The sequence below is a fragment of the Planctomycetia bacterium genome (genome assembly GCA_021413845.1).
Classification (GTDB): Bacteria; Planctomycetota; Planctomycetia; order Pirellulales; family PNKZ01; genus PNKZ01.
This window is the reverse complement of record JAIOPP010000080.1, coordinates 15,522-39,918: the sequence shown is the minus strand read 5'-3', so window position 1 is coordinate 39,918 and position 24,397 is coordinate 15,522. Positions and strand designations below refer to the sequence as shown.

The 24,397-nt window shown below is 61.3% G+C and carries 22 protein-coding genes; 11 read left to right on the top strand and 11 right to left on the bottom strand.

Going from position 1 to position 24,397, the window contains the following annotated elements:
- The coding region (locus K8U03_14410; GenBank protein MCE9606086.1) for a protoglobin family protein at nucleotides 1-177 on the bottom strand (177 nt) is incomplete at its 3' end.
- 156 nt (nucleotides 178-333) lie between these two features.
- Between K8U03_14410 and K8U03_14405 the strand changes: the two genes are divergently transcribed.
- Nucleotides 334-777, top strand: coding sequence for an Rrf2 family transcriptional regulator (locus K8U03_14405; GenBank protein ID MCE9606085.1), 444 nt, complete (start codon nucleotides 334-336; stop codon nucleotides 775-777).
- A gap of 106 nt (nucleotides 778-883) precedes the next feature.
- Here the strand turns inward: K8U03_14405 and K8U03_14400 are convergent, their stop codons facing one another.
- A complete protein-coding gene (locus tag K8U03_14400; protein ID MCE9606084.1) occupies nucleotides 884-2,290 on the bottom strand; it encodes a PQQ-binding-like beta-propeller repeat protein in 1,407 nt (468 codons plus the stop codon).
- Nucleotides 2,291-2,401: 111 nt separating this feature from the next.
- Nucleotides 2,402-3,892: a caspase family protein gene (locus K8U03_14395; GenBank protein ID MCE9606083.1), complete on the bottom strand. Its 1,491-nt coding sequence runs from the start codon at nucleotides 3,890-3,892 to the stop codon at nucleotides 2,402-2,404.
- Between the two features lie 79 nt (nucleotides 3,893-3,971).
- On the opposite strand from K8U03_14395, the gene K8U03_14390 reads away from it, so the two are divergent.
- From K8U03_14390 to K8U03_14380, 3 genes are all read left to right on the top strand, one after another.
- Nucleotides 3,972-4,220: a hypothetical protein gene (locus K8U03_14390; GenBank protein ID MCE9606082.1), complete on the top strand. Its 249-nt coding sequence runs from the start codon at nucleotides 3,972-3,974 to the stop codon at nucleotides 4,218-4,220.
- 135 nt (nucleotides 4,221-4,355) lie between these two features.
- Nucleotides 4,356-4,958, top strand: coding sequence for a histidine phosphatase family protein (locus K8U03_14385; GenBank protein ID MCE9606081.1), 603 nt, complete (start codon nucleotides 4,356-4,358; stop codon nucleotides 4,956-4,958).
- A 228-nt stretch (nucleotides 4,959-5,186) separates the two neighbouring features.
- Nucleotides 5,187-6,509 carry a radical SAM protein gene (locus tag K8U03_14380; protein MCE9606080.1) on the top strand — a complete coding sequence of 441 codons (1,323 nt, stop codon included), beginning with the start codon at nucleotides 5,187-5,189 and terminating at the stop codon, nucleotides 6,507-6,509.
- Nucleotides 6,510-6,533: 24 nt separating this feature from the next.
- Here the strand turns inward: K8U03_14380 and K8U03_14375 are convergent, their stop codons facing one another.
- Together K8U03_14375 and K8U03_14370 are read right to left on the bottom strand one after the other, a co-directional pair.
- The gene (locus K8U03_14375; GenBank protein MCE9606079.1) at nucleotides 6,534-7,343 is read right to left on the bottom strand and encodes an SDR family oxidoreductase; all 810 of its coding nucleotides are present in this window, start codon (nucleotides 7,341-7,343) and stop codon (nucleotides 6,534-6,536) included.
- A 168-nt stretch (nucleotides 7,344-7,511) separates the two neighbouring features.
- A complete protein-coding gene (locus K8U03_14370; GenBank protein MCE9606078.1) occupies nucleotides 7,512-8,897 on the bottom strand; it encodes a PQQ-binding-like beta-propeller repeat protein in 1,386 nt (461 codons plus the stop codon).
- A gap of 194 nt (nucleotides 8,898-9,091) precedes the next feature.
- On the opposite strand from K8U03_14370, the gene thpR reads away from it, so the two are divergent.
- Nucleotides 9,092-9,673, top strand: coding sequence for an RNA 2',3'-cyclic phosphodiesterase (thpR, locus tag K8U03_14365; GenBank protein MCE9606077.1), 582 nt, complete (start codon nucleotides 9,092-9,094; stop codon nucleotides 9,671-9,673).
- A gap of 9 nt (nucleotides 9,674-9,682) precedes the next feature.
- Here the strand turns inward: thpR and K8U03_14360 are convergent, their stop codons facing one another.
- A complete protein-coding gene (locus K8U03_14360) occupies nucleotides 9,683-10,924 on the bottom strand; it encodes a hypothetical protein (protein ID MCE9606076.1) in 1,242 nt (413 codons plus the stop codon).
- Nucleotides 10,925-10,978: 54 nt separating this feature from the next.
- Complete coding sequence (locus tag K8U03_14355) at nucleotides 10,979-12,478, bottom strand: MBOAT family protein (GenBank protein ID MCE9606075.1); 1,500 nt, start codon at nucleotides 12,476-12,478, stop codon at nucleotides 10,979-10,981.
- A 444-nt stretch (nucleotides 12,479-12,922) separates the two neighbouring features.
- Here K8U03_14355 and recA point away from each other — a divergent pair, with 444 nt between their 5' ends.
- From recA to alaS, 3 genes are all read left to right on the top strand, one after another.
- Nucleotides 12,923-14,041, top strand: a complete 1,119-nt coding sequence (recA, locus tag K8U03_14350; protein ID MCE9606074.1) for a recombinase RecA — start codon at nucleotides 12,923-12,925, stop codon at nucleotides 14,039-14,041.
- Between the two features lie 18 nt (nucleotides 14,042-14,059).
- A complete protein-coding gene (locus tag K8U03_14345) occupies nucleotides 14,060-15,547 on the top strand; it encodes a trypsin-like peptidase domain-containing protein (GenBank protein ID MCE9606073.1) in 1,488 nt (495 codons plus the stop codon).
- A gap of 256 nt (nucleotides 15,548-15,803) precedes the next feature.
- Nucleotides 15,804-18,422, top strand: a complete 2,619-nt coding sequence (gene alaS / locus K8U03_14340) for an alanine--tRNA ligase (GenBank protein MCE9606072.1) — start codon at nucleotides 15,804-15,806, stop codon at nucleotides 18,420-18,422.
- Between the two features lie 6 nt (nucleotides 18,423-18,428).
- On the opposite strand, the gene rlmN is transcribed toward alaS, so the two are convergent.
- Genes rlmN through K8U03_14320 form a run of 4 tightly spaced genes read right to left on the bottom strand, consistent with a single transcriptional unit; the run spans nucleotide 18,429 to nucleotide 21,606 of the window.
- Complete coding sequence (rlmN, locus tag K8U03_14335; protein MCE9606071.1) at nucleotides 18,429-19,595, bottom strand: 23S rRNA (adenine(2503)-C(2))-methyltransferase RlmN; 1,167 nt, start codon at nucleotides 19,593-19,595, stop codon at nucleotides 18,429-18,431.
- A 1-nt stretch (nucleotide 19,596) separates the two neighbouring features.
- Nucleotides 19,597-20,640, bottom strand: a complete 1,044-nt coding sequence (locus tag K8U03_14330) for a FecR family protein (protein MCE9606070.1) — start codon at nucleotides 20,638-20,640, stop codon at nucleotides 19,597-19,599.
- The gene (locus K8U03_14325) at nucleotides 20,637-21,245 is read right to left on the bottom strand and encodes a sigma-70 family RNA polymerase sigma factor (protein MCE9606069.1); all 609 of its coding nucleotides are present in this window, start codon (nucleotides 21,243-21,245) and stop codon (nucleotides 20,637-20,639) included. Before K8U03_14325 ends, K8U03_14330 begins: the two co-directional genes overlap by 4 nt.
- A gap of 55 nt (nucleotides 21,246-21,300) precedes the next feature.
- Nucleotides 21,301-21,606 (bottom strand): hypothetical protein, encoded by a 306-nt coding sequence (locus K8U03_14320; protein ID MCE9606068.1) that lies wholly within the window; start codon nucleotides 21,604-21,606, stop codon nucleotides 21,301-21,303.
- Between the two features lie 464 nt (nucleotides 21,607-22,070).
- On the opposite strand from K8U03_14320, the gene rpmF reads away from it, so the two are divergent.
- The 3 genes from rpmF to fabG all read left to right on the top strand — a co-directional run bounded on the left by rpmF (nucleotide 22,071) and on the right by fabG (nucleotide 24,116).
- Nucleotides 22,071-22,259, top strand: a complete 189-nt coding sequence (gene rpmF / locus K8U03_14315; protein MCE9606067.1) for a 50S ribosomal protein L32 — start codon at nucleotides 22,071-22,073, stop codon at nucleotides 22,257-22,259.
- Nucleotides 22,260-22,304: 45 nt separating this feature from the next.
- Nucleotides 22,305-23,216 (top strand): ACP S-malonyltransferase, encoded by a 912-nt coding sequence (fabD, locus tag K8U03_14310; GenBank protein MCE9606066.1) that lies wholly within the window; start codon nucleotides 22,305-22,307, stop codon nucleotides 23,214-23,216.
- Between the two features lie 120 nt (nucleotides 23,217-23,336).
- The gene (fabG, locus tag K8U03_14305) at nucleotides 23,337-24,116 is read left to right on the top strand and encodes a 3-oxoacyl-[acyl-carrier-protein] reductase (GenBank protein MCE9606065.1); all 780 of its coding nucleotides are present in this window, start codon (nucleotides 23,337-23,339) and stop codon (nucleotides 24,114-24,116) included.
- Nucleotides 24,117-24,397: the final 281 nt, after the last annotated feature.

Sequence of the window (24,397 nt, the reverse complement as noted above, 5' to 3'; positions counted from 1 at the left end):
GTAGCCGAAGAGCTTCACGTACACGGCGTCGACCAAGCCGGGCACGAGCGGCGCGAGCAAGGGGGCGGAAGCGTGGATCGCGGCGACGTCGGCTCCGTCGAACCCGATGAACTCGCGCAGGTAGCCGACGCGGTATTGCGTGTCCGTTTCCAAACGGGCTTCGTCGATCCGCTGCATGACGTCGGGCATGGCTGAAACCTCCTGAAATAGCGAACTATTTGACGAAATCGCCTTCGTCCGCCTAAACTGGACAAAGACATCCACTACTTCTTTACATTATCGGCGTATAATTGGATGTCAACATCCTATTTCCGCCTTGCTTGAGAAAATCGCATGTTTTCCCAGACGGTCGAGTATGCCTTGCGCGCGGTCGTCCACTTGGCCGGCGAAGCCCCGACGGCCCGGACGACGGACGAGATCGCCGGCGTGACGCAGGTCCCCCGCGCCTATCTCTCGAAGGTGTTGCAAAGCCTGGGTCGGGCAGGCATCGTCCATTCGCAGCGCGGGCTCGGCGGCGGCATGACGCTCGTCAAAGAGCCGAAGGAACTGACGATTCTCGAAGTCGTCAACGCGGTCGAGCCGATCATGCGCATCAAAACCTGTCCGCTCGGCATCGCGACGCACGGCACGCATCTCTGCCCGCTGCATCGCAAACTCGACAACGCAATGGCGAGCGTCGAGAAAGCGTTCGGCGGAACGACGCTGGCGGATATTCTTGCGGACCCAAGCCGGAGCGTGCCGCTGTGCGAGTTTCCGAAAGGGAAGAAGAAGGCGTAACGACGTTGCGCGATTAGGTGCCGGCGAATGCTTTGCGGGGCGCGGCGGCGTTGCCGCGGATATGCACCCGCGGCTATCGAGGGACGATCGCGATCCTTAGATCGCGCTACTTCGCCTTCACGTCGTAGCAGAAGATCGAGTCTTGCTCGCGGACGTAGAGCTTGCCGTCGACGATGACCGGGTGCATCCAGCCCGGCCGTTCGCCGCCGCCAGGGAGCTTGAACGAGCCGAGTTCCCGATACTCCGCCGGATCGGCTTTGACGAGCGACATCACTCCGTCGGAGTAGTGCAGATACAGGCAACCGTCGGCCGCGGCGATCGCGATCGAGCCTGAGCCGGATCCGCGCGACTTCCACTTGATCTCGCCGGTCATCAGGTCGGCGCAGAACGGAATGCCTTGGTCGTCGCTGTCGCCGAAGAGATAGTCGCCGACGAGGACGATGCCGCCGTGCTTGTTGGCGAGCTCCTTCGTGATCGGATAAATCTCCTTCACTTCGACTTCGCCGCGCGGCTTCGGAAGCTGCTTCAGCAACGCCCCGCCCCGCTTGTAGCCGGCCGCGAAAAAGACGAGATCGCCGCGCACGATCGCGGTCGGAATCACGGCCGTGGTCTTCTCGATTTCGTACGACCAGAGGAGCTTGCCGTCTTTCGCGCGGACGCCGAGCGCGCCGGACGCCGTGGTTTGCACATAAACTTTCGTCGGGCCGATCTGCGCAACGACGATCGAGGCGTGCCCTGCTCCGCGGTCTCCCTCGCGCACCGTCGTCCAAAGAACTTTGCCGGTCTTGCGATTCATCGCGACCATCGTCGACGTCTCGCCGCCGGGCGTGCAGACGAGCTGCTCGCCGTCAACCAGCACCGACTCGCTGTAGCCCCAACCGTCTCCCTTCTTGCCGCCGAACTCGCTCTTCAAGTCCTTGCGCCAGACTTCTTTTCCGGTTTCCGCTCGGCAACAAATGAGAGTGCCCTGCGCCGTGAGAACGTAGGCCAGCTCGTCGGCGATCGTCGGCGTGGCGCGCGAGCTCTGCCAGGTCGGCGAGCCTTCTTTCCAAGCCGGGCCGGTCTTTAGTTTCCAAAGTTGCTTACCGGTGGTTCGGTCGAAGGCGAGTAGATATTCATCTTCGTCCCCGGCTTCGGCCGTCGAAGGAGCGTCGCCGAGCGTGACGATCAAGTTGCCGGCGATCGCGAGGCTCGAATAACCACGCCCTGCCCCCTTCGCTTCCCACACGAGCGGCGGACCATCGGCCGGCCACGTTTGCAGCAGGCCTTGATCGGGGGCGACGGCGCTCCGGTCGGCGCCGCGAAACGTCGGCCAGTCGAGCACCGGCCCGACCTTGGCTAGCGTAGCTTTTCCAGGTGTAGCTTTCGTAGCGGCGGCTTTTCCGGGCAAGGCTTTCGTCGGGGCTGCTTTCGCTGGTGCCTTGGCAAGGGGCGCCTTGGCCGTGGTCTGCTTAGTAGGGGTCTCGGGAAGCGCGGCTGAAACAAGTAGGCAAGCCGTCAGCAAAACGTGCATGGTAATTTATCCGAACTGAGGCTTAACTTCGATTCGCAGGGTGAGACTTAAAATCTTACACGCCCGACAGGCCGCTCGCGACACCCCGCTGGAGGCTCGTTTTCGGCTGTTTTAAGCCGGTTGCTTGCCGAAGCCGATAAGCCGCACGTCGTGCGTGTCGACGAGCATGTGCTGGATATCGAAGAACGATTGCAACAATTTTTTCGGACTCTCGGGCCGGTCTTTGACGATCTCGAACGTCCGCTTCGTTACTTTGATTTCGCCGCCGATGCCCCGAATCGCAAGCTTGCACCAAGTGATTTCCCGATCGTAATCGATCGCCACGCGGGGATCGTCGAGCGCTTCGATCCGATCGATCAAGGCTTCGAGATCGACTGCGTCGGCAGGTGCGAATTCGACCGTGTCGAACAACTCGGCGAAGACCGCGGCGAACGGCTTCGTAAGAATCTGCTCGGCATCGACGATGTCGATCACCTCGCGCCGCCAAATGACCTCGGCCGGATCGCGTGGATTCTGCTTCACGCCCGACGTGTAACTGAAGAAGGGAGTGATGATCGTGCCGGAGCCGTCGAGGGGGCCGTCGACTTGGAGATCGAGCCGTTTGAACTTAAACGCTTCGCGCAACTCGGCATGGACCTTATCGAGATCGTTTTGAATTTCTTCGAGCGCCAACTGCCCGACGAACTTCTGCGACGAAGCATTCACGGCATCAGGGACGCGCGTTCCTTTACGGAAGCCGGAGAGCTTTTTGACGCTTTCGATTCTCTCGCGCACCAGCGCCACGCGAGCGACGTCGCGCACGGTGCGCTTCGCAGGCTTCTTCTTCCGACTCGCCGCGAGCTCCTTCACGTCGGCGATCACGAGCGCGCCGCCGGCCCCGCCGTAGAGTTGCGGCGTTTGCGTCTTCTTATCCGTATAGGCGATGCGCAGCGCCCGCGGCACGGCGGCTTTCCATTGTTTCAGCAGCGACGCGCAGGTAACGACGCCGCCGCGCTCGGCCGCGGACGGCGATTCCCCCTGGAGCGCCTCGATCAGCGACGAGGCCCAAACACCGTGCTTCAGCGCGCCGCTCGACCACGAAGCCTCGCCCGGGGTACAGGACGCGAAACAGACGCGACGCTCCGCGCCATCGAACGCTTCATGGAGCCGGACATCGTTCCACGGCTCGTAATGCCCGACGAGCTTCTCGACTTGAAGCAGTGGAGCGGACGACACATCGAGAAACAGCACGATCTTGCCGCACGCACTCTTCTCGATCTCGCCGAGAAGCGTTTTGAGCGCGATGCTGGTGTCGACGAGGTCCGTAGCGACGGAGTCGCCGCAAGTGAGATAGCTCGCCCCTCGGTGCGCGAAGCCGTGGCCGACGTAGTAGAGATAGATCGCGTCGTCGGCTTGCGCGCCGCGCAGCAGTTTGCGCACGCGCGATTCGATCAGGCTCTTCGTACTCTTGCCATCGACCAAGAGAGTTTGATCGGCGGCGGCGAAGCCGTGTTGCTCGAGCGCCTTTCCGACCGCCGCGACGTCGGCCGCGCCGTATTCGATCTTCGGCAGCAGCGGATCGGCATAATTTTCGCAAGCAATCAACACGGCCGACTGCGTCATAACTTACGATCTCCGGCGAGGACGAACGAGAAACGGACTTTCGATTTATACCGGAGCAGGCTTATGGTAAGCTACCTCCATGACTCCGAAAATCACGGCCGAACAACGCGAAGCCTTAAATCAGTATCCCGGCCCGGTGGTCGTTGAGGATGAAGAGAATCATCGAAAGTATTATCTCGTCGATCCGACGATCTTCGATGGCTTGCAGGCCCAACTTGATCTCGAGGCGGCACGCCGAGGAATCGCGGACTTAGAAGCCGGTCGGATGTTTCCGCTCGACGAGGCGATTGCGGACATCAAAGAACGCCTCAAACGCACGCCACAATGACGTATCTGGTTCGCATCTCCAGTACGGCAAAGGCGCTTTATGGTGGATGAAGCATCGCAGCCTTGAGCAAGCCCTGAAGTTTTGACGGTGCAAAGCAGTTCCTCAGCGGATCGGCAAAACCGAATAGTCCTCTCCATGACCGCGATCCCCAAGCTCTATCTCGTTCGGCATGGCGAAACCGAGTGGTCGCTCTCGGGCCGGCATACGGGCCTGACCGATAAACCGCTGATCGATTGCGGACGTGAGAACGCACGGCGGCTTCCCGCGCGGCTGGCCGAGGTCGAGTTTACGACCGTCCTCTGTAGCCCGCTCGCGCGAGCTAGGCAAACTTGCGAGTTGACTGGGTTCGGCGCGCGTGCGGTTATCGATGCCGATCTCGTCGAATGGGACTACGGCGACTACGAAGGACGCACAACCGCCGACATCCGCAGCGATCGGCCCGATTGGCGGCTCTTCGTCGATGGATGCCCGGGGGGTGAATCACCTACCGCGATCACGCAACGGGTCGAGCGCGTGCTCGGGCGAGTCCGTCCGCTCGACGGCAACACCCTGCTCTTTTCCAGCGGCGACTGCCTGCGGGCACTCGCCGTCCGCTGGCTCGGGCTCGACGTCGTCGCCGGCCAACACTTATTGCTCGGCACCGCTTCGGTAAGCATACTCACCTACCGCTACGAACGCCGCGACGAAGCAATCGAACTCTGGAACGATCGAAGACATGTGGAGGAAAGTAAGAAGTAAAAATGCAAAATGCAAAACGTGGAAGCTCGCTTGCGTCCGGCGTTCTGCCTTCTGACTTCTGCCTTCTGCCTTCTGCCTTCTGACTTCTGCCTTCTGACTTCTGCCTTCTGACTTCTGCCTTCTGACTTCTGACTTCTGACTTCTGACTTCTGACTTCTGACTTCTGACTTCTGACTTCTGACTTCTGACTTCTGACTTCTGACTTTCCCCTGACCCCTTCCCGCTCCTATGTACCTCCGCATGGCCCGCCGCGCGCTCCTTGAAACCGACAAACGGTTAGTGTGGAAACTCGTTTGGAATATGGGGGTCAAAGGGGCTCGAGCGATTTGGATGCACAAGCGCCGGCTCAAGCGAGGGGAGTTCTTTCCGCCGTTCCTGTATCTTTCGATCATCAACAGCTGCAATCTTCGCTGCCAAGGTTGCTGGGTCGACGTCGCTGCCAAGCAGCACACGATCGACATTCCGGCGCTCGACCGCGTGATCGCCGAGTCGAAGGAGATGGGCAACAGCTTCTTCGGCATTCTCGGCGGCGAGCCGTTTATGCATCCGGAGATCTTGGAACTGTTCGAGCGACATCCCGACTGCTATTTCCAAGTCTTCACCAACGGCCAACTCATCACCGATGAAGTCGCCAAGCGGTTGCGCAAGGCCGGCAACGTCACTCCGCTCGTGAGCATCGAGGGAACGGAGATCATCAGCGACGTGCGCCGCGGCCGGCCGGAAGTTTATAGCCGCACGCTCGAAGGGTTGCAGGCTTGCTTGCGGAACAAGCTCCTTACAGGTGTCTGCACGAGTCTCTGCGCGACGAACATCGACGACCTGCTCACCGAGCGCTGGGTCGACAAGCTCATCGAGATGGGTGCCCTGTATATGTGGTACCACACCTATCGCGCGGTCGGACCCGAGCCGCATCCGGAGCTTTGCCTGACGCCGGAGCAACAGCGCCGCGTGCGCGAGTTCGTCGTCAACACGCGCGCGACGAAGCCGATCGCCGTGGTCGACGCCTATTACGACGGTGCGGGAAAGGCTCTCTGCCCGGCAGCCACCGGGTTCACGCACCACGTCGGCCCGTGGGGCGACATCGAGCCGTGTCCGATCATTCAGTTTGCCAAAGAATCGATCCACGACGCGCGGCCGCTGAAGGAATCGATCGGCGGTTCGGAGTTTTTACGCGACTTTCGCAAGCTCGCCGCCTCGGCCACGCGCGGCTGCATCGTGCTAGAACGACCGGACTTGCTGCAAGAACTCGTCGTGAAACACGGGGCCCGCGACACGACGGCCCGAGGGACCGCGCTCGCGGAACTCGACGCGATGGAGTGTCGCCCGTCGCAATATATGCCGGGCCAAGAAGTGCCGGAGCGAAGCTGGGCGTATCGCTTGGTGAAGTGGTTCGCGTTCAACGACTTCGGAGCTTACGACGGCGGGCTGACGTATACCGTGCCGGCGCAAGCCGAGATCGAACGGCGAAACCGCAAGCGAACCAGCGGCGACGCGACGGTGGGTTCGAGCGGCTTCGTCGCAATCGATGACGTGACGACGATCAAGAATTAAACTGCACCATAAGCAGTTGCGCGACTACCAGTGCATCACGAAGCCGCCGTCGACGTTGATCGTCTGGCCCGTGACTTCCTTCGACCGATCACTCGACAAAAACACCGCCATATCGGCGATGTCTTCCGGACTTTGCCACCGGCCGAGCGGCACGATGTTCTTCACTTTGTCGCCGCCCCATTCTTCGTAGCTTCGTCGCAGGTCGGCCGGCTGCGCATCGTGCCACGCTTGCCACACGCCGCGGTTGAGCGGCGTCTGCACCATGCCGGGACAAATCGTGTTCACGCGCACGCCGTACTTCGCGAGATCCTTCGCCATGCACTGCGCGAAGTTGATGTTTGCCGCCTTCGACGCACTGTAAGGCGGATCGGTCGGCGAACCGATTTGGCCGGCAACCGAAGCGATGAACAGGAACGTGCCCGAGCGGCGCTCGACCATGCGCGGCGCAAGGGCATGGGCCACATGCGTCATCCCCATGATGTTCACTTCGAGCACGCGCGGCCAGTCCGAAGCCGCGAGGTTCGTGAACGGAAAGCCGAACTTGCCGGAGCCGATCGCCGCGGCATGCACGACATGCTCCACCGGGCCGAGCGCGGCTTCCGTCGCTGCGAGCGCCGTCGTGATCGTGTCGGGCTTAGTGACGTCGACCGTGCAGCCGATCACGTTCGTCGCGAATTGCGCAGCGAGTTGCGCGGCCTGCTCCGCGACGTTACGGGCCATGTCCCACAAGGCGACGCGCGCCCCTTCGGCCGCGAACCCGGCAGCGATGGCCCGCCCGATGCCGCTAGCGCCGCCGGTAACGATGGCGACTTTACCTTTAAGTTTGAGATCCATGAGAAAACGGTCGTGGTTCTTGGTTCGTGGTTCTTGGTTCGTGGTGGATGCGGCGTAGAGCTTAACGCCTCATGAAGCGCGATGCGAGAGCCGGCCGACACGGCAAACCGCCTGATATCGACGTCTCCATCAACTGATCACCGACCACTGACAACCGACCACTGCCCACTACTTCTTCACATCGTAAACAAACAAATTATCTTGCTCGCGCAGATACAGCTTCCCGCCGAGAACGACCGGATGTTGCCAGCTCGGGCTTTCGGAGTCGGGGATCTTGAACGTGCCGTTGAGCTTGTAGCCGGCCGGCGAGAGTTCGATCAGCGCGACCACGGCATCTTGGTAGCGGAAATAAAGTTGACCATCGGCCGCCACGACCGCCGCCGAACCGGAGCCCGGCCCACGCCCGCCGTCCCAGACCGTCTTGCCGGTGAGGAACTCGACGCAGATCGGAAAGCCCTTGTTGTGGCCGTTGCCGCAGTAGAGATAGTCGCCGACGAGCACGACGCCGCCGTGATGGTTTTGGAATTCCTTGGCCGGCGTATACCAAACTTCTTCGGCTTTGAGACCGTCGCCGTCTTTCACGAGCTTCAAGAGCGCCGCCCCGCCGCCGCCGTAGCCGGTCGTGCAGAACACATAGTCGTCGCGCACGATCGGCGTCGGAATGTTCGCCGTCGGGTTGGCGATCCGGTTGTAGCTCCAAAGTTGCTTGCCGGTTTCGGCGTCGATGCCGACGCAGCCTCGGCCGACGATCGTGACGTATTGCTTCACGCCGGCTCCGGTCGAAACGACGATCGACGCATAGGCCGCGCCGTCCTTGCCGTTTTCTCCTGCGATCGTGAGCTTCGAGCGCCAGATTTCCTTGCCCGTCTTCTTGTCGAGCGCCACGATCCCGGCGTCGGTGCCGCCCGGCGTGACGACGAGCTTGTCGCCGTCGATCGTCGGCGATTCGCTATAGGCCCAGCCCGACATCATCTTGCCGCCGAAGTCGGTTTTGAGGTTCTTCGAGAAGATGATCTTGCCGGTCGCGGCGTCGAGGCAAAGCAGGTCGCCGTCGGTGCCGAGCGCGTAGACCCGATCGCCGTCGACGGTCGGTGTGCAGCGTGGCCCGAGGTAGCCGGTCTGCTCGAACGACAGGCCGATCTGCGTGCGCCAGAGTTCATGACCGTCGGTGCCGTCGAGGGCGACGACGTATTGCTTACCGGTCGGCGCGCCTCCTTTTTTCTTCTCTTTAGGATCGACCGGCGGAGCATCGGCCGGCGGCGGTGGAAGGATGTCGCCCATCGTGTAGATTTTGCCCCCGGTGATTGCGAGGCTGGAGAAACCACCCCCCAGGCCGGTCGCCTTCCAAGCCAGCTTCGGCCCCGTCTCGGGCCACTCTTGCAAGAGCCCGGTGTCGGTCGAAACAGCATCGCGGCGCGGCCCGCGCCATTGCGGCCATTCATTGTCCGGCAGTTGCACGCCGGCCGGCGCCTTGGCTTGCGCAACCAGCGAAACGAAGCCGGCTCCGGCGATTCCGAAACAAACGACCGCGACCAGAACGAAAGAACGACGCATCACGAAAACCTCAAGGGAAACTAGAAGGCAGAAACTAGAAACCAGAAATGAGAGGGCCGGGATTGGGCCTGACCTCCTCTTTTCTGGTTTCAGCCTTCTAGTTTCTGGTTTTCCGCGCCCCTTGCCAACCCCGCCCACGTACCCTTAGGCTCGATCGTCGTTAATTCTTATCCAGCTAATAGTGTTACCGTTTTATGTCGCGTCGCCTCCGGATGTTTATCGCCATCGAGCTATCCCCCTCGATCACGGGTCGGGTTCAAAAGCTCATCACCGAGCTTTCGGCCGCCGAGGCCCGCGTGAAGTGGGTCGAAACGAAGTACTTGCATCTGACTCTGAAGTTCCTCGGCAACGTCGACGAGATGGACCTGCCGGAACTCTGCAAGGCGCTCGATGCCGTGGCCGACGACATCGCGCCGTTCGACATCGAGGCAGGCGGAGTCGGAGCGTTTCCCGATCCCCGCTTCGCCCGCACGCTCTGGCTCGGGCTCTTGCGCGGAGCCGAAGAGATCATGGACCTCCACGCGAAGCTCGACGCCCGACTGCGGCCGCTCGGCTACCGCTCGGAAGAACGGGCCTTCAAGCCGCACCTGACGATCGGGCGCGTGCAAGACAGCGAACAAGGAGTGTTCGACGATCTCGCGGCTCGCCTCGCAGCGCTGAAAGACTTTCACGGCGGCGTGACGGATGTCTGCGACATATCGCTTTACGCCAGCGACCCACGCCGCAGCGGCCCGGTCTACGACGCACTGCATACGGCGGAGCTAAGCGGCAAGTAACAACGTTACTTAGCGACGCGCTGCCGCACTCTCGGCAGCAACGAGAACCGGCGCATCGTCGACGAGGTTCTGATGGGCCTTCGCGATTTGCCGAACGTTTTCGAATTCCGCACGATTCGACCGTACCCATTGCTCGCGGTCTTCACGAATCGCCGCGAGGTGCCGAGCAAGATCGACCCGATCGAGGCGCCCGGCAAACGTATCGTCGGAATGCGGTTCGTGGAAGATGCGCTGGAGCACAAGTTCTCCTAACGCCACCGTACAGTGGGAGCCGTTGATGAAGTACTGCATATTCGCCGCGCTCTCGACCGTAGGGATCGCTTCGCCGCGCTGCAACGAGTAGCCGGTGAAATCCCAGACGGGCACGGCGGCGGAACTCTTCGCCGCTCCTTCCTCGCGACAGACGACCGCGAGGTCTTGCTTCCAACGCTCGAACGTATTCCACAGGCCGGCCGCGCGCAGCGATTCCAATTCCACGGCATGCACGGGCAAGATCGCGACGATCAATTCGACATCGTTCGCCAAGGCCGCTCGCACCGCGCTGCGAAATTCTTTCACGCGCTCCGGGGAGTAGATGTAGCGGCCGTAGTAGCCTTTCACGGAAAGATAAGTATTCAAATCCCCTTCGAAATAACCGCGCCGCGTCCCGGCGAAGACGGGAATCACGGCCCCTCCGCTTAACGGCTCGTAAGGATGCAACGCGCGCGGAGCAGCGGCGGCGAACACGGAAAACGACGGCGAACGAACGATCTTCCACGATTGCTTCAGCGCGCCGTGTCCGACCAGTTTGTCGCAATGATAATCGAACGTAGCGAGGCCCGGCGCGAGGCGCGACGCGTGGTAGTCGCCGGCGGGTTTGTGTGAAACCGCGTACTGAAAGAAATCGGTGCAAAACAGAATGCGCTTAGGTTGATTCGTTTCGCACGCGTATTCGACGAGCCGCCCCTGCTCTTCCAACGAGGCGCCCCGAATGCAGGCGTTCAACGTCGGACGACCGTCGAAATGTGGGGAGCCGGCATAGATCGCCTCGGCACGCGAAGTCCCCACGACCAGCGTATCGCACGGAGTTTGTAAGACCCGCTCGGCGGCGAGCACGCGCGAATTCAATTGCAGCGAGTTCGGATCCAGCCGCGCGACTCCGCGATATGCTCCGTACGGATCGGCGGCGACGTTCAGCGCCACGAGGCCGCCGAGAACGAAGACCGCTCCGATCGCAAGGATTTTCAAATACGTTTGCGGAGTGCATTTCATGATCGAATTCACAAGCCCGAGAGCGGCGCCGGGGCGCTAGGTTTGCCGAGGCACTTAGAACTGAAAGTAAAGAAATTCTTGAACCCGGCCCATGTTCACCAGCGACGCGATGGCGAGTAGGGCAATCGCGCCGGCGTGCAGCGGGCTGAAGCGCCAGGCCAAGATGCCGCCTGCCGGAAGCGCTTCGTCGGCGCTTTGCGTAGCGCGACGCGTCGAGGCTTCTTCCAGACTGCGAAATAGTTGATGTGTATTCGGCACGCACCACACGATGAACGCCGCTAAGGAGAGCCAGCCCCACGCCTTCGCGGCGTCGAAACGAGCCGTGAAGCTAAGATCGTGGAATTGAAACAGCGCGGTGAAATAGCGCAGCGCAGCGTCGAGATCGCCGGCGCGAAAGAGCACCCAGGCCAAGCTCACGGACAGAAACGTGACGGCACCCGCGAGCAAGCGAAAGGGGAGCGCGTCCCACACGGTCGAAGGCAGCCACGCCTTGCGCACGGCACGCCACGCATGGTTCACGACCAGCAGCGCACCATGCATCGCGCCCCAGAGGATGAAGCCCCAGCCTGCGCCATGCCACAATCCGCCTAAGAGCATCGTGAGAAAAAGATTCGTATAGCGTCGCGCGGTTCCGCAACGACCGCCTCCGAGCGGAATATACAAATGGTCGCGGAGAAACAGCGACAACGTGATATGCCAGCGCCGCCAAAAGTCGATGACGCTCACGGCCTTGTAAGGGGAATCGAAATTGAGCGGCATCTGCAAGCCGCAAGTCCGACCGAGGCCGACCGCCATATCGGAGTAGCCGGAGAAATCGAAGTACAATTGAAACGTATATGCGAGCAGCGCGATCCACGCTTCGTACATCGGCAGGGTCGTCCCTTCGGCGGTCATGGCGAATGCCGGACCGACGAACCTCGCCAACTCGTCCGCCACCACGCACTTCTTGAACAACCCGACGAAGAAGATCGACAAACCGATCGCGAACCGATCGGCGCGCGGGCGGAGAATCTCAGGATCATGAAACTGCGGGATGATATCGCGATGGCTGACGATCGGGCCCGCGATCAGTTGCGGAAAATAGACGACGAACAGCATGTAGTCGATCAGGTCGTAATCGAGGTGGACGTTGCGATAACGATCGACGATGTAGCCGACTTGCTGAAACGTGAAGAACGAAATGCCCAACGGCAAGAGAATGCCGAGCGACGAATACTCGTGGCCCGACCAGCGACAAAACGTGCCGTAGGCGAAGTCGGCATACTTGTAATAGCCGAGCAAGCCGAGGTTGCCCCCGACGGCGATGTACAACAAAAGCTTGCGCGTTCGGGCCGTCAGGCTGCCGACTTCGAGAGACCGTCCCATGCCGTAGTTGAAGGCCATGGAAAGGGCGAGCAGCGCCAGAAACGGCGGGCTCCAATACCCATAGAAAAAGAGCGACGCGGCCAGCAACCAGAGCAGCGCCGGCTTACGCCCGAATCGTCCGGCCGCGAAAAAACCACTGAGCGTCAGCGGTAGAAACAGCAGGATGAACGTGTAGGAACTGAAGAGCACGATGAGCGTTCCGAAGAGTGCGCAGTTTTCCAAACCCCCGAAATCGGCGGCAGAAATACTGGGATTGCGCCTCCGCCGTCAAGGTCGATCGCGCTCGCGCCGGGCTCGTTGCCGGCCCCGCCGGCGGCATTCCCGGAGCCGTTCGAGCTTCCGGTTTTCCCCAAAAAACCATTGGTAAACCCGCCGCCGTTTTGCTAGCGTTCGGGCTCCGTTTCGGCGGACTTTTCCGCTCGTTTCAACAACCCGAACCTCACCCCCAGGAACTTCTCGCGAATCTGAAAAAAGATCTCTTGCCGGGCACGGTGTACGTCGATACAGTATCCATGCGTATAGTACATCACACTCGGGCCTCTAACCCTTCCCAAGCGGCCCTAAACCGCTGGATTTTAGGCCCCTACTAGCAAAGCGAGAGGTTTCCCCATGGTTACCGCGACGAAAAATCAGATGGCCAAAAAAGACAAAGACGCCGGTTCCAAGGGAAGCAAAGGGAAGCTCCCCGCCTCGGCGATGGAAACCCTTCTCAGCAATAACCCGACCCTGAAAAACACCCTTTCGCAGATCGAAAAAGAGTTCGGCGAAGGAACGATCATGCCCTTGGGGGGCGAGAGCCTGCTGAAGATCGAATGCATCCCGACCGGGAGCCTCTCGCTCGACATTGCGCTGGGCGGCGGCGGGCTACCGCGCGGACGGATCATCGAAATCTTCGGCCCCGAATCGAGCGGCAAGACGACGATCGCTCTGCACGTGATCGCACAGGCCCAAAAAACGGGCGGAATCGCGGCCTTTATCGACGCCGAACATGCGCTCGACCCGAGTTGGGCTAAGAAGCTCGGCGTGGAATTGGAATCGCTCTTGGTCAGCCAACCTTCGAGCGGCGAAGAGGCGATGAACATCACGGAAATGCTCGTCAAAAGCAACGCCGTGGATGTGATCGTCATCGACTCGGTCGCCGCGCTGGTTCCGAAGAAGGAGCTCGACGGTGAAATGGGGGATTCGTTCGTCGGCTTGCAGGCCCGGCTCATGAGCCAAGCGATGCGGAAGCTCACCGGCTGCATCTCCAAAAGCAAGACGGTCGTGATCTTCATCAATCAGATCCGCGAGAAGATCGGCGTGATGTTCGGCAGCCCGGAAACGACCCCCGGCGGTCGGGCCTTGAAGTTCTATTGCTCCTGCCGGATCGACGTTCGCCGCATCGGCCAACTCAAGGAAGGGGAAGACGTCGTCGGCCAACGGGTTCGCACGAAAGTCGTGAAAAACAAGGTCGCTCCTCCGTTCAAGCTCGCCGAGTTTGATATGATGCATACCAACGGCATCAGCTATGAAGGAGACGTCCTCGACCTCGCGATTCTGCAAAAGATCGTGGTTCGTGCGGGTGCTTGGTTCCGCTACGGCGACATGCAACTCGCCCAAGGGCGCGAGAAGGCGAAAGCCTATCTCAACGAGCATCCGGAACTAACGGAAGAATTGCGGCAGAAGGTTCTCATGGCGGGGGTCGCCGGCTTGGCGGTCGCTGCCGAAAAAGAGCCGGGCGACGACGACGAAGGCTCTCCCGACGAAGAATAAAAACGGAGACTGTGTGCGATGAACGGCTTGCTCGACTCTCGGCTCGTTTTGTCGCTCACCTTAATCTCGCTGTTGTCCGTTGCAGCCCCCGCTCCGGCTCAAGAGCCGAGCGGGCTGCAAGCGGCGATCGCCTTGGAGCAAGTGCTGACCCAGGCGATCGAGCGGGCGGAAAAGTCGGTCGTCAGCATCGCCCGCTTCCATCAAGAAGAGGTCGGGCTGCGCGACTTCCGGCCGGAAATCATGCCCCGCCCCGGCATGCTCCCTTTCGACCCGACGATGCAGACTCCGACGAATCCGGACTTCGTCCCCAACGATTTCGCGACCGGCGTCATCGTGGATAAAGCCGGCTTCGTGGTGACGAACTTGCACGCGATCGACGGCCCCGGCGAGATCTGGGTCACCACGATCGCGCGCCGGCCGCTACGAGCCGCGATCGTCGCGACGGATGCTCGGAGCGACCTCGCGATGCTGCGCGTCGACGGCATTCCGACCGATATGCCGTTTCCGCCGATCAAGTTCGGCGACGGCTCGAAGCTGAAGAAGGGACAGATCGTGCTGGCGCTCGGCAACCCCTACGCGATCGCGCGCGATGGGCAAGTGAGCGCCAGTTGGGGAATCATCGCGAACCTCTCGCGCAAGTCGGCCCCGGATTTGAAAGCCGAAGACCCCCGCGACCGCAAGAAGACGATCCACCACTTCGGCACCCTCATTCAAACCGACGCCAAGCTCAATCTCGGCACCAGCGGCGGCGCACTGCTGAATTTGCAAGGGGAGATGATCGGCCTGACCACTTCGCAAGCCGCCGTGGCCGGCTTCGAGCAGGCGGCCGGCTATGCCATGCCGATCGATGAACTTTTCTTGCGCGTCGTCGACACGCTCAAGCAAGGGAAAAAGGTCGACTACGGCCTGCTCGGCGTTTCGTCGTCGGCTTTGACTCCCGGCGAACGAGCGGCCGGCGTCCGAGGCGTGCGCGTCGAGACCGTTCGCAACGGCTCCCCTGCCGAACGGGCCGGGCTGTTTCCCGGCGACATCATCACGCAAATCTCCGGGAAGCCGATCGACGACGTCGATGGCTTGATGCTCCTCGTCGGCAAGCAGCCGGCCGGCAACGTGACGAGCATCGCCGTCGAGCGCGACGGCCGACTCTTTCCGATCAACGTCACGCTCGCGAAGTTCGAAGTCCGCGGCAAAAACATCTCGACCGCTCCCGAACCGATCTGGCGCGGGCTGCGCGTCGACTTCCCTTCGGCCCATCCCGAGCTCGACCCGCAATTCAATCAAGGCTTTCGAGTCGGCACGTCTTGCGTGTTGGCCTACGAAGTCGATCCGAATTCCGCCGCCTGGGCCGCCGGCGTGCGCCGCGGGATGCTGATCACGCATGTGAAGAACGTCCCGGTCGATAACCCCCAAGAGTTTTACGACCGGACGAAGCAGCTGAAGGGGGAAGTCGAACTCCGCATCGGCGCCATGCCCACGCAACCGCCGGTCGTGAAGGTCGGCGAGTAGCAAGCAACGAGTAGTCGGACGAAAGCCGACCGCGCATCTTTCCCGATTCTCCGCTTCCGTGCAGGCCATTCCGGCTTCTCTAGCCCTGATTTCGCCCTCTCGCTATGATGACGGGCCGCGGTTTTCCCGTAACCTCTTCGCGGCGCACGGCTTAGCGATTGTCGCGCCATTGAAGATCGGCGAACCCGCAAGCGAACTGCGTCGTCCGTTCAAGAGACGCACCTCACTCACATAAAACCCTTTTGCTTTGGCGACTATGAAGACCGACGAACTGCGTGAGAAGTACCTGGATTTCTTCGTCTCGAAGGGTTGCACGCGCCGCCCGAGCGACGTGCTGGTTCCCCGCTGGGATCCGTCGGTCCTGTTCACGCCGGCCGGCATGAATCAGTTCAAAGACCACTTCCTCGGCAAGTGCAAGCTCGAATACACGAAGGCCACGACGTGCCAGAAATGTCTTCGTACCGGCGACATCGACAACGTGGGGCGGACCGCCTACCACCACACGTTCTTCGAGATGCTCGGCAACTTCAGCTTCGGCGACTACTTCAAGCGCGACGCCATCCATTGGGCCTGGGAATTCCTCACCGACAAGAAGTGGCTCGGCCTCCCGGCCGATAAGCTCACCGTCACCGTGTATCTCGACGACGATGAAGCGGCCGGCATCTGGCACAAAGACATCGGCCTCTCGAACGACCGCATCGAGCGCATGGGCGAAGACGACAACTTCTGGCCGGCCGGCGCGCCGACCGCGGGCCCCGACGGCGTTTGCGGCCCTTGCAGCGAAATCTTCTACCATCCGGACGGCGGCCCGAAGAGCGTCGAGATCTGGAACCTCGTCTTCACGCAGTTCAACCGGGTCGGCACTCCGCCGAACAATCTGCGTCCGCTGCCGAGCAAAAACATCGACACCGGCATGGGCCTCGAGCGCATCGCCTCGGTCATGCAAGGGGTCGAGACGAACTACCACATCGACATTCTGCGCCCGCTCGTCGAAGCGGCCGGCGACATTTGCAGCCGGAAATACGATCCCGCGAACGACGACGGCCGGCGCCTGCGCCGCATCGCCGACCACGTGCGCGCCTGCTCGTTCGCCGTGCATGAAAACGTGTATCCCGACAAGCAAAAGCAAGGCTACGTGATTCGCCGCTTGCTGCGCCGCGCCGTGCTCGACGGTCGGCAAATGGGCCTCACGCAGCCGTTCTTGCACAAGCTCGTGCCGGTCGTCGCCGACATGATGAAGAACTCTTATCCCGAGCTCCAAGAGACCATCGCTTCGGTCTCGAAAGTGATCGAGCGCGAAGAGCAAAGCTTCTTCACCACCGTCGACGCCGGGCTCAACCGCATCGACAAGGTCTTCGACGAGATGAAGGCGAAGAACAAGCCGATGGTCCCCGGCCGCGATGCCTTCGACATGTACCAAACGCACGGCTTCCCGCCGGAGTTGTTCGAGACGATCGCCGCCGAACACAACCTCACGTTCGATTGGGCCGGCTTCAAGAAGGCGATGGAGGAGCACGGCAAAATCTCCAACGTCGGCGAACGGATCGTGTTCGCCAGCGGGCCGCTCGATGCGCTAAAGAAGGCGATGCATGGCACCACGTTCCTCGGCTACGAGAAGCTGGAAGCCGAAGGGAAGATCGTCGGCCTGATCGCACAAGACAAGCTCGTCGACCAAGTCGATGAGATCGGGCATGCGAAACCGATCGTCGTCGTGCTCGATCAAACACCGTTCTACGGCGAAAGCGGCGGACAAGTCGGCGACATCGGCGAGATCCTCGGCGAAGGTTTTGCCTTCGAAGTGATCGACACGCAAAAAGAAGGGGGCTTCATGCTCCACGTCGGCCATCTGCGCGCGGGCGTCGTGCGACAAGGGGCGAAAGCGACCGCGACCGTCAATCCGGAACGGCGGCAAGCGATTCGCCGCGCTCACTCCGCGACGCATCTGATGCACTACGCGCTGCAAAAGTACGTCAGCAAAGATGCCTTGCAACGGGGCTCGAAAGTCTCCGGCGATGAGCTTCGTTTCGACTTCGGCCACCCGACGCAAGTGCCGAAGGAAAAGCTCGCCGACATCGAAAACGAAGTGAACGCCAAGATCGCCGAGGCCGCGCCGATCAACTGGAAGAACTTGCCGATCGCCGAGGCCCGCAAGGAAGGGGCCATGATGCTCTTCGGCGAGAAGTATCCCGACGTCGTCCGCATGGTCTCGATGGGAGACTTCAGCAAAGAACTTTGCGGCGGCACGCACCTGGACAACACCGGACAAGTCGGTCTGTTTAAGATCGTGAGCGAAGAGAACGTCGCCGCGGGAACGCGCCGCATTACGGCCGTTACCGGGCGTGCGGCACTCGAGCGCACGCGCAAGCAAGAGGCGCTCCTTAACGAAGCGGCTTCCGAACTCAAGTCGTCCGTCGACGATCTGCCGAAGCGGGTCGCGGCGCTCGTCAAAGAAGTGAAAGAGCTCAAGAAGCAGCTCGCGACCGGCGTTCGCGCCGGCGGCCCGACCGTCGATCAGATGCTCGCCGATGCGAAGACGGTCGGCGCGACGAAGATCGTCGCCGCCGAGATTCCCGGCGGAACGGGCGATACGCTCCGTGCGATCATCGACCAGTTGCGACAGAAGCAACCGAGCATCGCCGCGATTCTCGGCGCGACGGACGACGAAGGCAAAGTCGTGCTGGTTGCCGGAATCACACATGATCTCCAAGCGAAAAAGATGCACGCGGGCAACTGGGTCAAGGCGGCCGCCACGGTCGTCGGCGGCAGCGGCGGCGGTCGTCCCGACATGGCTCAGGCCGGCGGAAAGCACCCGGAAAAACTCGCGGAAGCACTCAGCGAAGGGCTCGCCGCGATGACGAAGCAACTCGGAGCGTAACGGCGATCACGTCGCGCCGGCGAGTTGCCCGCAGCCGCCGGCGACGTCGAGGCCGCGATGTCGGCGGATCGTCGTCGGCAGGCCGGCGGCACGCAGCCACGCTTGAAAACGGCGAGCCGCTTCGACGCTGCCCGCGATGCCGTCGTAGCCGGCCGTGGCATTGAGCGGGATCACGTTGATCTGCGCCGGGATGCCGCGCAGCATTTCGACGAGGCGCCGCGCCTGCTCCGGTCCGTCGTTCTTGCCGGCGATGAGGGTCCACTCGAAGAAGATCTTGCGATCGAGCTTCGCCGCACTGAGCTTCGTCGCGTAATAGCGGCAGGCCTCGATCACGGCCTCGAGCGGCCAAGCACGCGCCGCGGGCACGATCGCCGCGCGCTCTTCTTGCGTCGCCGCATGCAGCGAGACGGCCAACGAGAACGGACGCCGCTCGTCGGCCAAGCGAACGATGCCCGGCACGATGCCGACCGTGCTGAGGGTCGTTTGTTTGCCGCCGATCGCGAAGCCGGCGGAGTCGCCGAGAATTTCGATCGCCCGCATCACGGCCTCGTAATTCAAGAGCGGCTCTCCCATCCCCATGAAGACGAGATTGCCGAGCAACGCACGCCGGCGCGTCTGCGACATCCGGGAGCTCGCGTCGGCAGCGCGGAGTTCGCGTTCCACCAGCAGCGCTTGGCCGACGATTTCCGCCGTCGAAAGATTGCGCGTAAAGCCGGCTTGTCCCGTCGCGCAAAAGACGCAACCAAGCGCGCAGCCGGCTTGCGAACTGAGGCACGCCGTGGCCCGACGCGCGTAACGCATCAGAACGGTTTCGATTTTCGATTGCGAATCGAGTTCGAGTAGATACTTCGACGTCGCCCCTTCGTCGGAGCTGCTCGTCGCGGCAACCGTCGGCAGTGCGAGGCTGGTTTCCACGGCCAAACGCTCGCGCAAGCGGCGCGGAAGCTCGACCATCGTTGCGAAGTCGGTCGTGAGCTCGCGATAGAGGTAGCGCCAAAGCCGCACGGCATGCACGGAGGCAAAGCCCCACGAGGCGAGCAACTGCGAAAGCTCCGCGCGCGGCAGGTCGAAAAGATGTCGCAGGTCGGCGGTCACGAAAGAGAAACCATTCGCTCGAAAGAAAGAGGCGAGTTCGAGCGGCCGACGAAGAATCGGGCCCGCGCTCGTCGCCATTCTACTTCAGTGCCGAAATAACTTCGACCTTCCAAACCCAAGGCTCGTCGCCTGTCTTCACGAACGTCACGGTTGCTTTTCGCTGCGGTTTTATCGCTTCGTCGAAGGTGGTCCTTTTCCCGTCGAGATACACTTGCGCCGCTTCTCGATTCCCCTCCGCGAGAATCGCGACGTGAAACGTCGTCCGATGCTCGTTTCGGCCCCCAACGACGAACGTCTTCGAGACCGCGTCGACGGTTTGAATCCAACCTTCTTCGACTTGAATATCAGCGGCGACACTCGGCGGGGCGGAGCCCTCGTCTTGACCGACGATGCGAGTTTCGCCTGTGCCCAGCGAAAACGCTTGGCCTTCGCCGTCGAATTGCAGCTTCCCTTCGGCGACGTAAAGAAACAAACTCCGCGACGAACGAAGCACCGCGGTGAATTGCGTGCCGCGCGCCACGGCCGAACCCAGCGGCGTGTCGGCTCGAAAAGAATCGCCGCTGCGACCGACATCGAATCGCCCGCCGCCGGAATGGAGTTGAACGGCTTGGCGAGCGTTATCGACGGACCCGCGAATCGTCAACTCGGTGCCGGGATAGAGCGTGGCCCGAGTTCCGTCCGCAAGCTCGATGATCACCTGTTCCTGACCGGAAACGACCAAGGTAGAACCATCGACGACTCGCGTGCGAGGCGCGCCGTCGACCGTGAGCGTTCCCGAAATCACGACCGCTCCCGGAGTAGCGTTCGGGCGAGCGACGTAGAAAATCGCGACGGCGACGACAGCCAACACCGCGACCGCCGCCAAATCCAGTCGCCGTAGGCCGGCGATACCACGCTGAAACATGCGACCGGCCGGCTTCGCGAAGGCCAAGCGTTGGCTGGAAGAAGCCGTCTCGAATAGCGTGCTCCCTAACGCATGATGAAGCCGCGCCTCGAGCAGCGAGGTCTGCACGAAACGACTGCGAGCAACGGGATCCGCGTCGAGCAGTTCTTGCAGTTCCGCGAATTGCTCTGCGGAGATCTCTCGGAGCAAATACGCATCCATGAGTTCATCGAACGTCATCGAAGTGCCTCCTCGCGGCGCGATTTACGACCTACGCAATCGGCCAAAGAACGTCGAGCGCGCGACAGGGCAACCTTGACCGAGGCGGAAGTCCAAGACACGGCCGAGGCGATCTCCTCGATCGACTTGCCTGAGCCGTATTTCAATTCGACGAGCGTTCGAACTCGTTCCGTCAATTCTTTAATGCACGCTTTGAGAAGTTCGAGTTGATCGTGCTCGTCGCCCCCCTCGGTTGCATTCTCGACGAAAGCCCGATCTACGATATCGGCGAATTTCTCGAACTGCATTTCACGGCGTTCGCGAGTCGCGGCATGGCGATAGTGGTCGGCAACGCGATGTCGCGCCAAGCCTCGCAACCACAGAAGGACGTTTTCGGGTTCCGTGCCTCGTTTTCGTTCGTTCAGAATCGAGACGCCGATTTCCTGCAGAACGTCTTCGGAGACGTTGTGGTCGGCCGTGAGTGCGAAGACGTAGCCATAGAGCATGTGGCGTTGTCGCACGAACTCGCGGAGTAGCTCGTCGGGCTCCATATCAACGATCGACTTTCGGTTGCGACCGCGCCACGGCAACACGACCGGGCCGCAGCGCGGCGACCCGGTCGTCACGATCCTCACTATTAGCGAACGTAGTTGCGGTTTTCATGGCGGGGCGCATGTCGAGCTACTTCGATCCCGACGCCACATCGACTTTCCAGACCCAAAGATCGTCGCCTGTCTTCACAAACGTCACCGTTGCTTTTCGCTTCGATTGAATCGCTTCTTCGAAGGTGGTCCTTTTCCCGTCGAGCAGAACGTGTGCGGCTTCACGATTTCCGGCGGCTTTCACCAGCACTTTGAATGTCGTTTGACTCTCGTTCTTCCCACCGAGGACGAACGTCTTCGCACTCGCGTCGACGGCATGAATAAAGCCGACCGTCATTTCGGGCTTCAACTTCGCGTCGTCGGCATCGACAGCGACCACATCCACGAATGCACATACAAACATGACTGCAAACCATCGAATAGCATGGCTCATACGATTCCATCCTCGACGTCTTAAGACGTCTCTCAGAGTTATTCGCCGCTCGCCGGGAATGGTTTCCGCAAAAAAAGCGAAGGACGCCGGTCTTTCCATAAACGAGGCGTTGTGCGAGTCGAAAAGTTAGCAAGGAATCTTTCTGCGCCGCCGCGAGACAGAGCCCGTCCCGGCTCCCGTGTAGGATCATCGACTCACGAAATCGCAAGCGGGGCGACGGACTTGGATGAAGCTATCGTCGGCGCTCGCTTCGGTTGGTTTCTTCTGCTTTTGCGATCCGAAACTAGGTGATTTGCGGCAATTGCTCTGCCGGGCGCGACTTCGCTTTCGCGCCGGGACCGCCTTGACACTCCGTCCGGCCCCCTTTACGATCGTTGGTTTCCCAGATTGTAGACCTATTTGTATCGGTTGGTTCCATGGCCGTCCCAAAGCGCCGTCAGAGCAATCAGAAGACCGGCTCGCGCCGTGCTCACGATCAGAAGAAGCCTAAGCAGTTGCATTACTGCCCTAAGTGCAGCACGGCGATCCCTTCGCACGTCATCTGCCCGAATTGCGGCTATTATATGGGCCGTACCGTCGTCGAAACCGACGACGCCGCCGAATAAGGGCCGCCCGAGTCAGACTTCGCCCGCGTTGAGGACCTTCGTGCCGTGAGCAAAATCGCTTTTTTGTTTCCGGGCCAAGGTGCTCAAACCGTCGGGATGGGCCAGGCCCTTTGCGAGTCGCTCCCCGCCGCTCGCGATATGTTCGCCCGCGCGGGAGACATTCTCGGCTACGATCTCGCGAAGCTCTGCTTCACAGGGCCTGCCGAAGAGCTCGACAGTACGGTGCGCAGCCAGCCTGCGCTCTTCGTCGCGAGCATGGCTGCGATCGAGTCGCTACGCGCCACGCAGCCCGAGGTGGTCGCCGGTTGCCAAGCGGCGGCAGGCTTGAGCCTCGGCGAGTACACGGCCTTGGTCTTCGCCGACGTGATGTCGTTCGACGACGGGCTGAAGCTCGTGCATGCCCGCGGCACGGCGATGCAAGCCGCGGCCGATGCGCAAGCGAGCGGCATGGTGAGCATTCTCGGCTTGGAGCGAGCGCAAGTCGAAGAGCTTTGCGCACAGGCCCGAGCCGGCGAAACGCTCGAAATCGCGAACTTGCTTTGCCCCGGCAATATCGTCGTCTCCGGAACGCGCGCAGCCTGCGAACGGGCCGCCGAACTCGCGCCGAAACTGGGAGCGATGAAGGCGATTCCGCTGGCCGTCGCCGGAGCGTTTCACACCTCGATCATGCAAAGCGCGGTCGAAAAACTGACCGACGCGCTCGGCAACGTACCGCTGCGGAAGCCGCGCATTCCGGTCGTCTCCAACGTCGATGCCTTGCCGCACGACGATCCCGAAGAGATTCGCCGCCTGCTGATCCGGCAAGTCGTTTCGCCGGTTCGTTGGGAAGATTCGATACGTTACCTGCTCGCCGAGGGTTGCGACAAGTTCTACGAGGTCGGGCCGGGGCGCGTATTGCGCGGCCTGCTGAAACGAATCGACCGCAAGATCGCCTGCGAAGGAAGCGAAGAAAAATAAAGAGAAGTCAAAAGTTAAAATGCAAAATGCAAAAGTGAGAAGTGGTCATGTAGTTTTGCATTTTGACTTCTGACTTCTGACTTTTCCCACTGCCCCCTGACCAATACTCCGAGTCTTCCCATGGCACGTCCCGAAGCACCGACCGGTGAATTGACTGTCGACCTCAAGGGCCAAACGGCCATCGTCACGGGTGCCTCGCGCGGCCTGGGGCGAACGATCGCACTGGCCCTCGGCAAAGCGGGAGCCAACGTGGCGTGCATCGCGCGCACCGTGGACAAGCTCAAGGAAACGGTCGACGCCGTCGTCGCCGCCGGGGGCTCGGCCGAAGCGTTCGAGTGCGACGTGACGAACGGCACGAACGTCGATGCCGTGGTCGACAAGGTCGTCGAGAAGTTCGGCGGCTTGCAGATCATCGTCAACAACGCCGGCATTACCCGCGACACCCTGCTCCCTCGCATGAGCGATGAGCAATGGGACGAAGTCATCAATACGAACTTGCGCGGCACGTTTCTCTTTACCCGCGCCGCCAGCCGCGTGATGATGACCGGCCGCTACGGACGGATCATCAACATGGCGAGCGTTTCCGGGGCCGTGATCGGTAACCCGGGCCAGGCCAACTACTCGGCCTCGAAGGCCGCTCTGCACGGCTTCACCCGCACCGTGGCTCGCGAGCTCGCCGGCCGCAAGGTGACGGTCAACGCGATCGCTCCTGGATTTATCGAAAGCGATATGACCGCGGCGCTCGGGGATGCGATCTTGGACGAAGTGCAAAAGCGGATTCCCGCCAAACGGCTCGGCAAGGGGGAAGATATCGCCAATGCGGTTCTCTTCCTCGCTGCGCCGTCGAGTTCGTACGTGACCGGGCAGCTTCTCATCGTCGACGGCGGAATGACCTGCTGACAATGCCCTGCCGATCATCGGGGCTCCTCCGGCGATGTTGCGGAACCGGCGGTATGTATAGACACCGGTAGGAAAAGTCGGTATATCTTGACCTTCTTTACGGAAACCCTCCATTTTCGTCGTAACGGCGAAACTGGGCATTTTGCTGCCGTCGGCCTGTTTTGATCTCCTGCAGATCGGGCCTCGACGACAATACGGCGATCGTGGCCCCGGCTCGATCCTGAATTCGGGTCGAGGAAGCGAACGAAGGGCTAAGCAGCGAGCGACTTTCCGTTTAGAAT

Excerpts from the sequence above, each read along its gene's own strand:
- K8U03_14405 (MCE9606085.1), top strand. The coding sequence starts at position 334 with ATGTTTTCCCAGACGGTCGAGTATGCCTTGCGCGCGGTCGTCCACTTG.
- K8U03_14400 (MCE9606084.1), bottom strand. The coding sequence starts at position 2,290 with ATGCACGTTTTGCTGACGGCTTGCCTACTTGTTTCAGCCGCGCTTCCC.
- K8U03_14395 (MCE9606083.1), bottom strand. The coding sequence starts at position 3,892 with ATGACGCAGTCGGCCGTGTTGATTGCTTGCGAAAATTATGCCGATCCG.
- K8U03_14390 (MCE9606082.1), top strand. The coding sequence starts at position 3,972 with ATGACTCCGAAAATCACGGCCGAACAACGCGAAGCCTTAAATCAGTAT.
- K8U03_14385 (MCE9606081.1), top strand. The coding sequence starts at position 4,356 with ATGACCGCGATCCCCAAGCTCTATCTCGTTCGGCATGGCGAAACCGAG.
- K8U03_14380 (MCE9606080.1), top strand. The coding sequence starts at position 5,187 with ATGTACCTCCGCATGGCCCGCCGCGCGCTCCTTGAAACCGACAAACGG.
- K8U03_14375 (MCE9606079.1), bottom strand. The coding sequence starts at position 7,343 with ATGGATCTCAAACTTAAAGGTAAAGTCGCCATCGTTACCGGCGGCGCT.
- K8U03_14370 (MCE9606078.1), bottom strand. The coding sequence starts at position 8,897 with ATGCGTCGTTCTTTCGTTCTGGTCGCGGTCGTTTGTTTCGGAATCGCC.
- thpR (MCE9606077.1), top strand. The coding sequence starts at position 9,092 with ATGTCGCGTCGCCTCCGGATGTTTATCGCCATCGAGCTATCCCCCTCG.
- K8U03_14360 (MCE9606076.1), bottom strand. The coding sequence starts at position 10,924 with ATGAAATGCACTCCGCAAACGTATTTGAAAATCCTTGCGATCGGAGCG.
- recA (MCE9606074.1), top strand. The coding sequence starts at position 12,923 with ATGGCCAAAAAAGACAAAGACGCCGGTTCCAAGGGAAGCAAAGGGAAG.
- K8U03_14345 (MCE9606073.1), top strand. The coding sequence starts at position 14,060 with ATGAACGGCTTGCTCGACTCTCGGCTCGTTTTGTCGCTCACCTTAATC.
- alaS (MCE9606072.1), top strand. The coding sequence starts at position 15,804 with ATGAAGACCGACGAACTGCGTGAGAAGTACCTGGATTTCTTCGTCTCG.
- rlmN (MCE9606071.1), bottom strand. The coding sequence starts at position 19,595 with ATGGCGACGAGCGCGGGCCCGATTCTTCGTCGGCCGCTCGAACTCGCC.
- K8U03_14330 (MCE9606070.1), bottom strand. The coding sequence starts at position 20,640 with ATGACGTTCGATGAACTCATGGATGCGTATTTGCTCCGAGAGATCTCC.
- rpmF (MCE9606067.1), top strand. The coding sequence starts at position 22,071 with ATGGCCGTCCCAAAGCGCCGTCAGAGCAATCAGAAGACCGGCTCGCGC.
- fabG (MCE9606065.1), top strand. The coding sequence starts at position 23,337 with ATGGCACGTCCCGAAGCACCGACCGGTGAATTGACTGTCGACCTCAAG.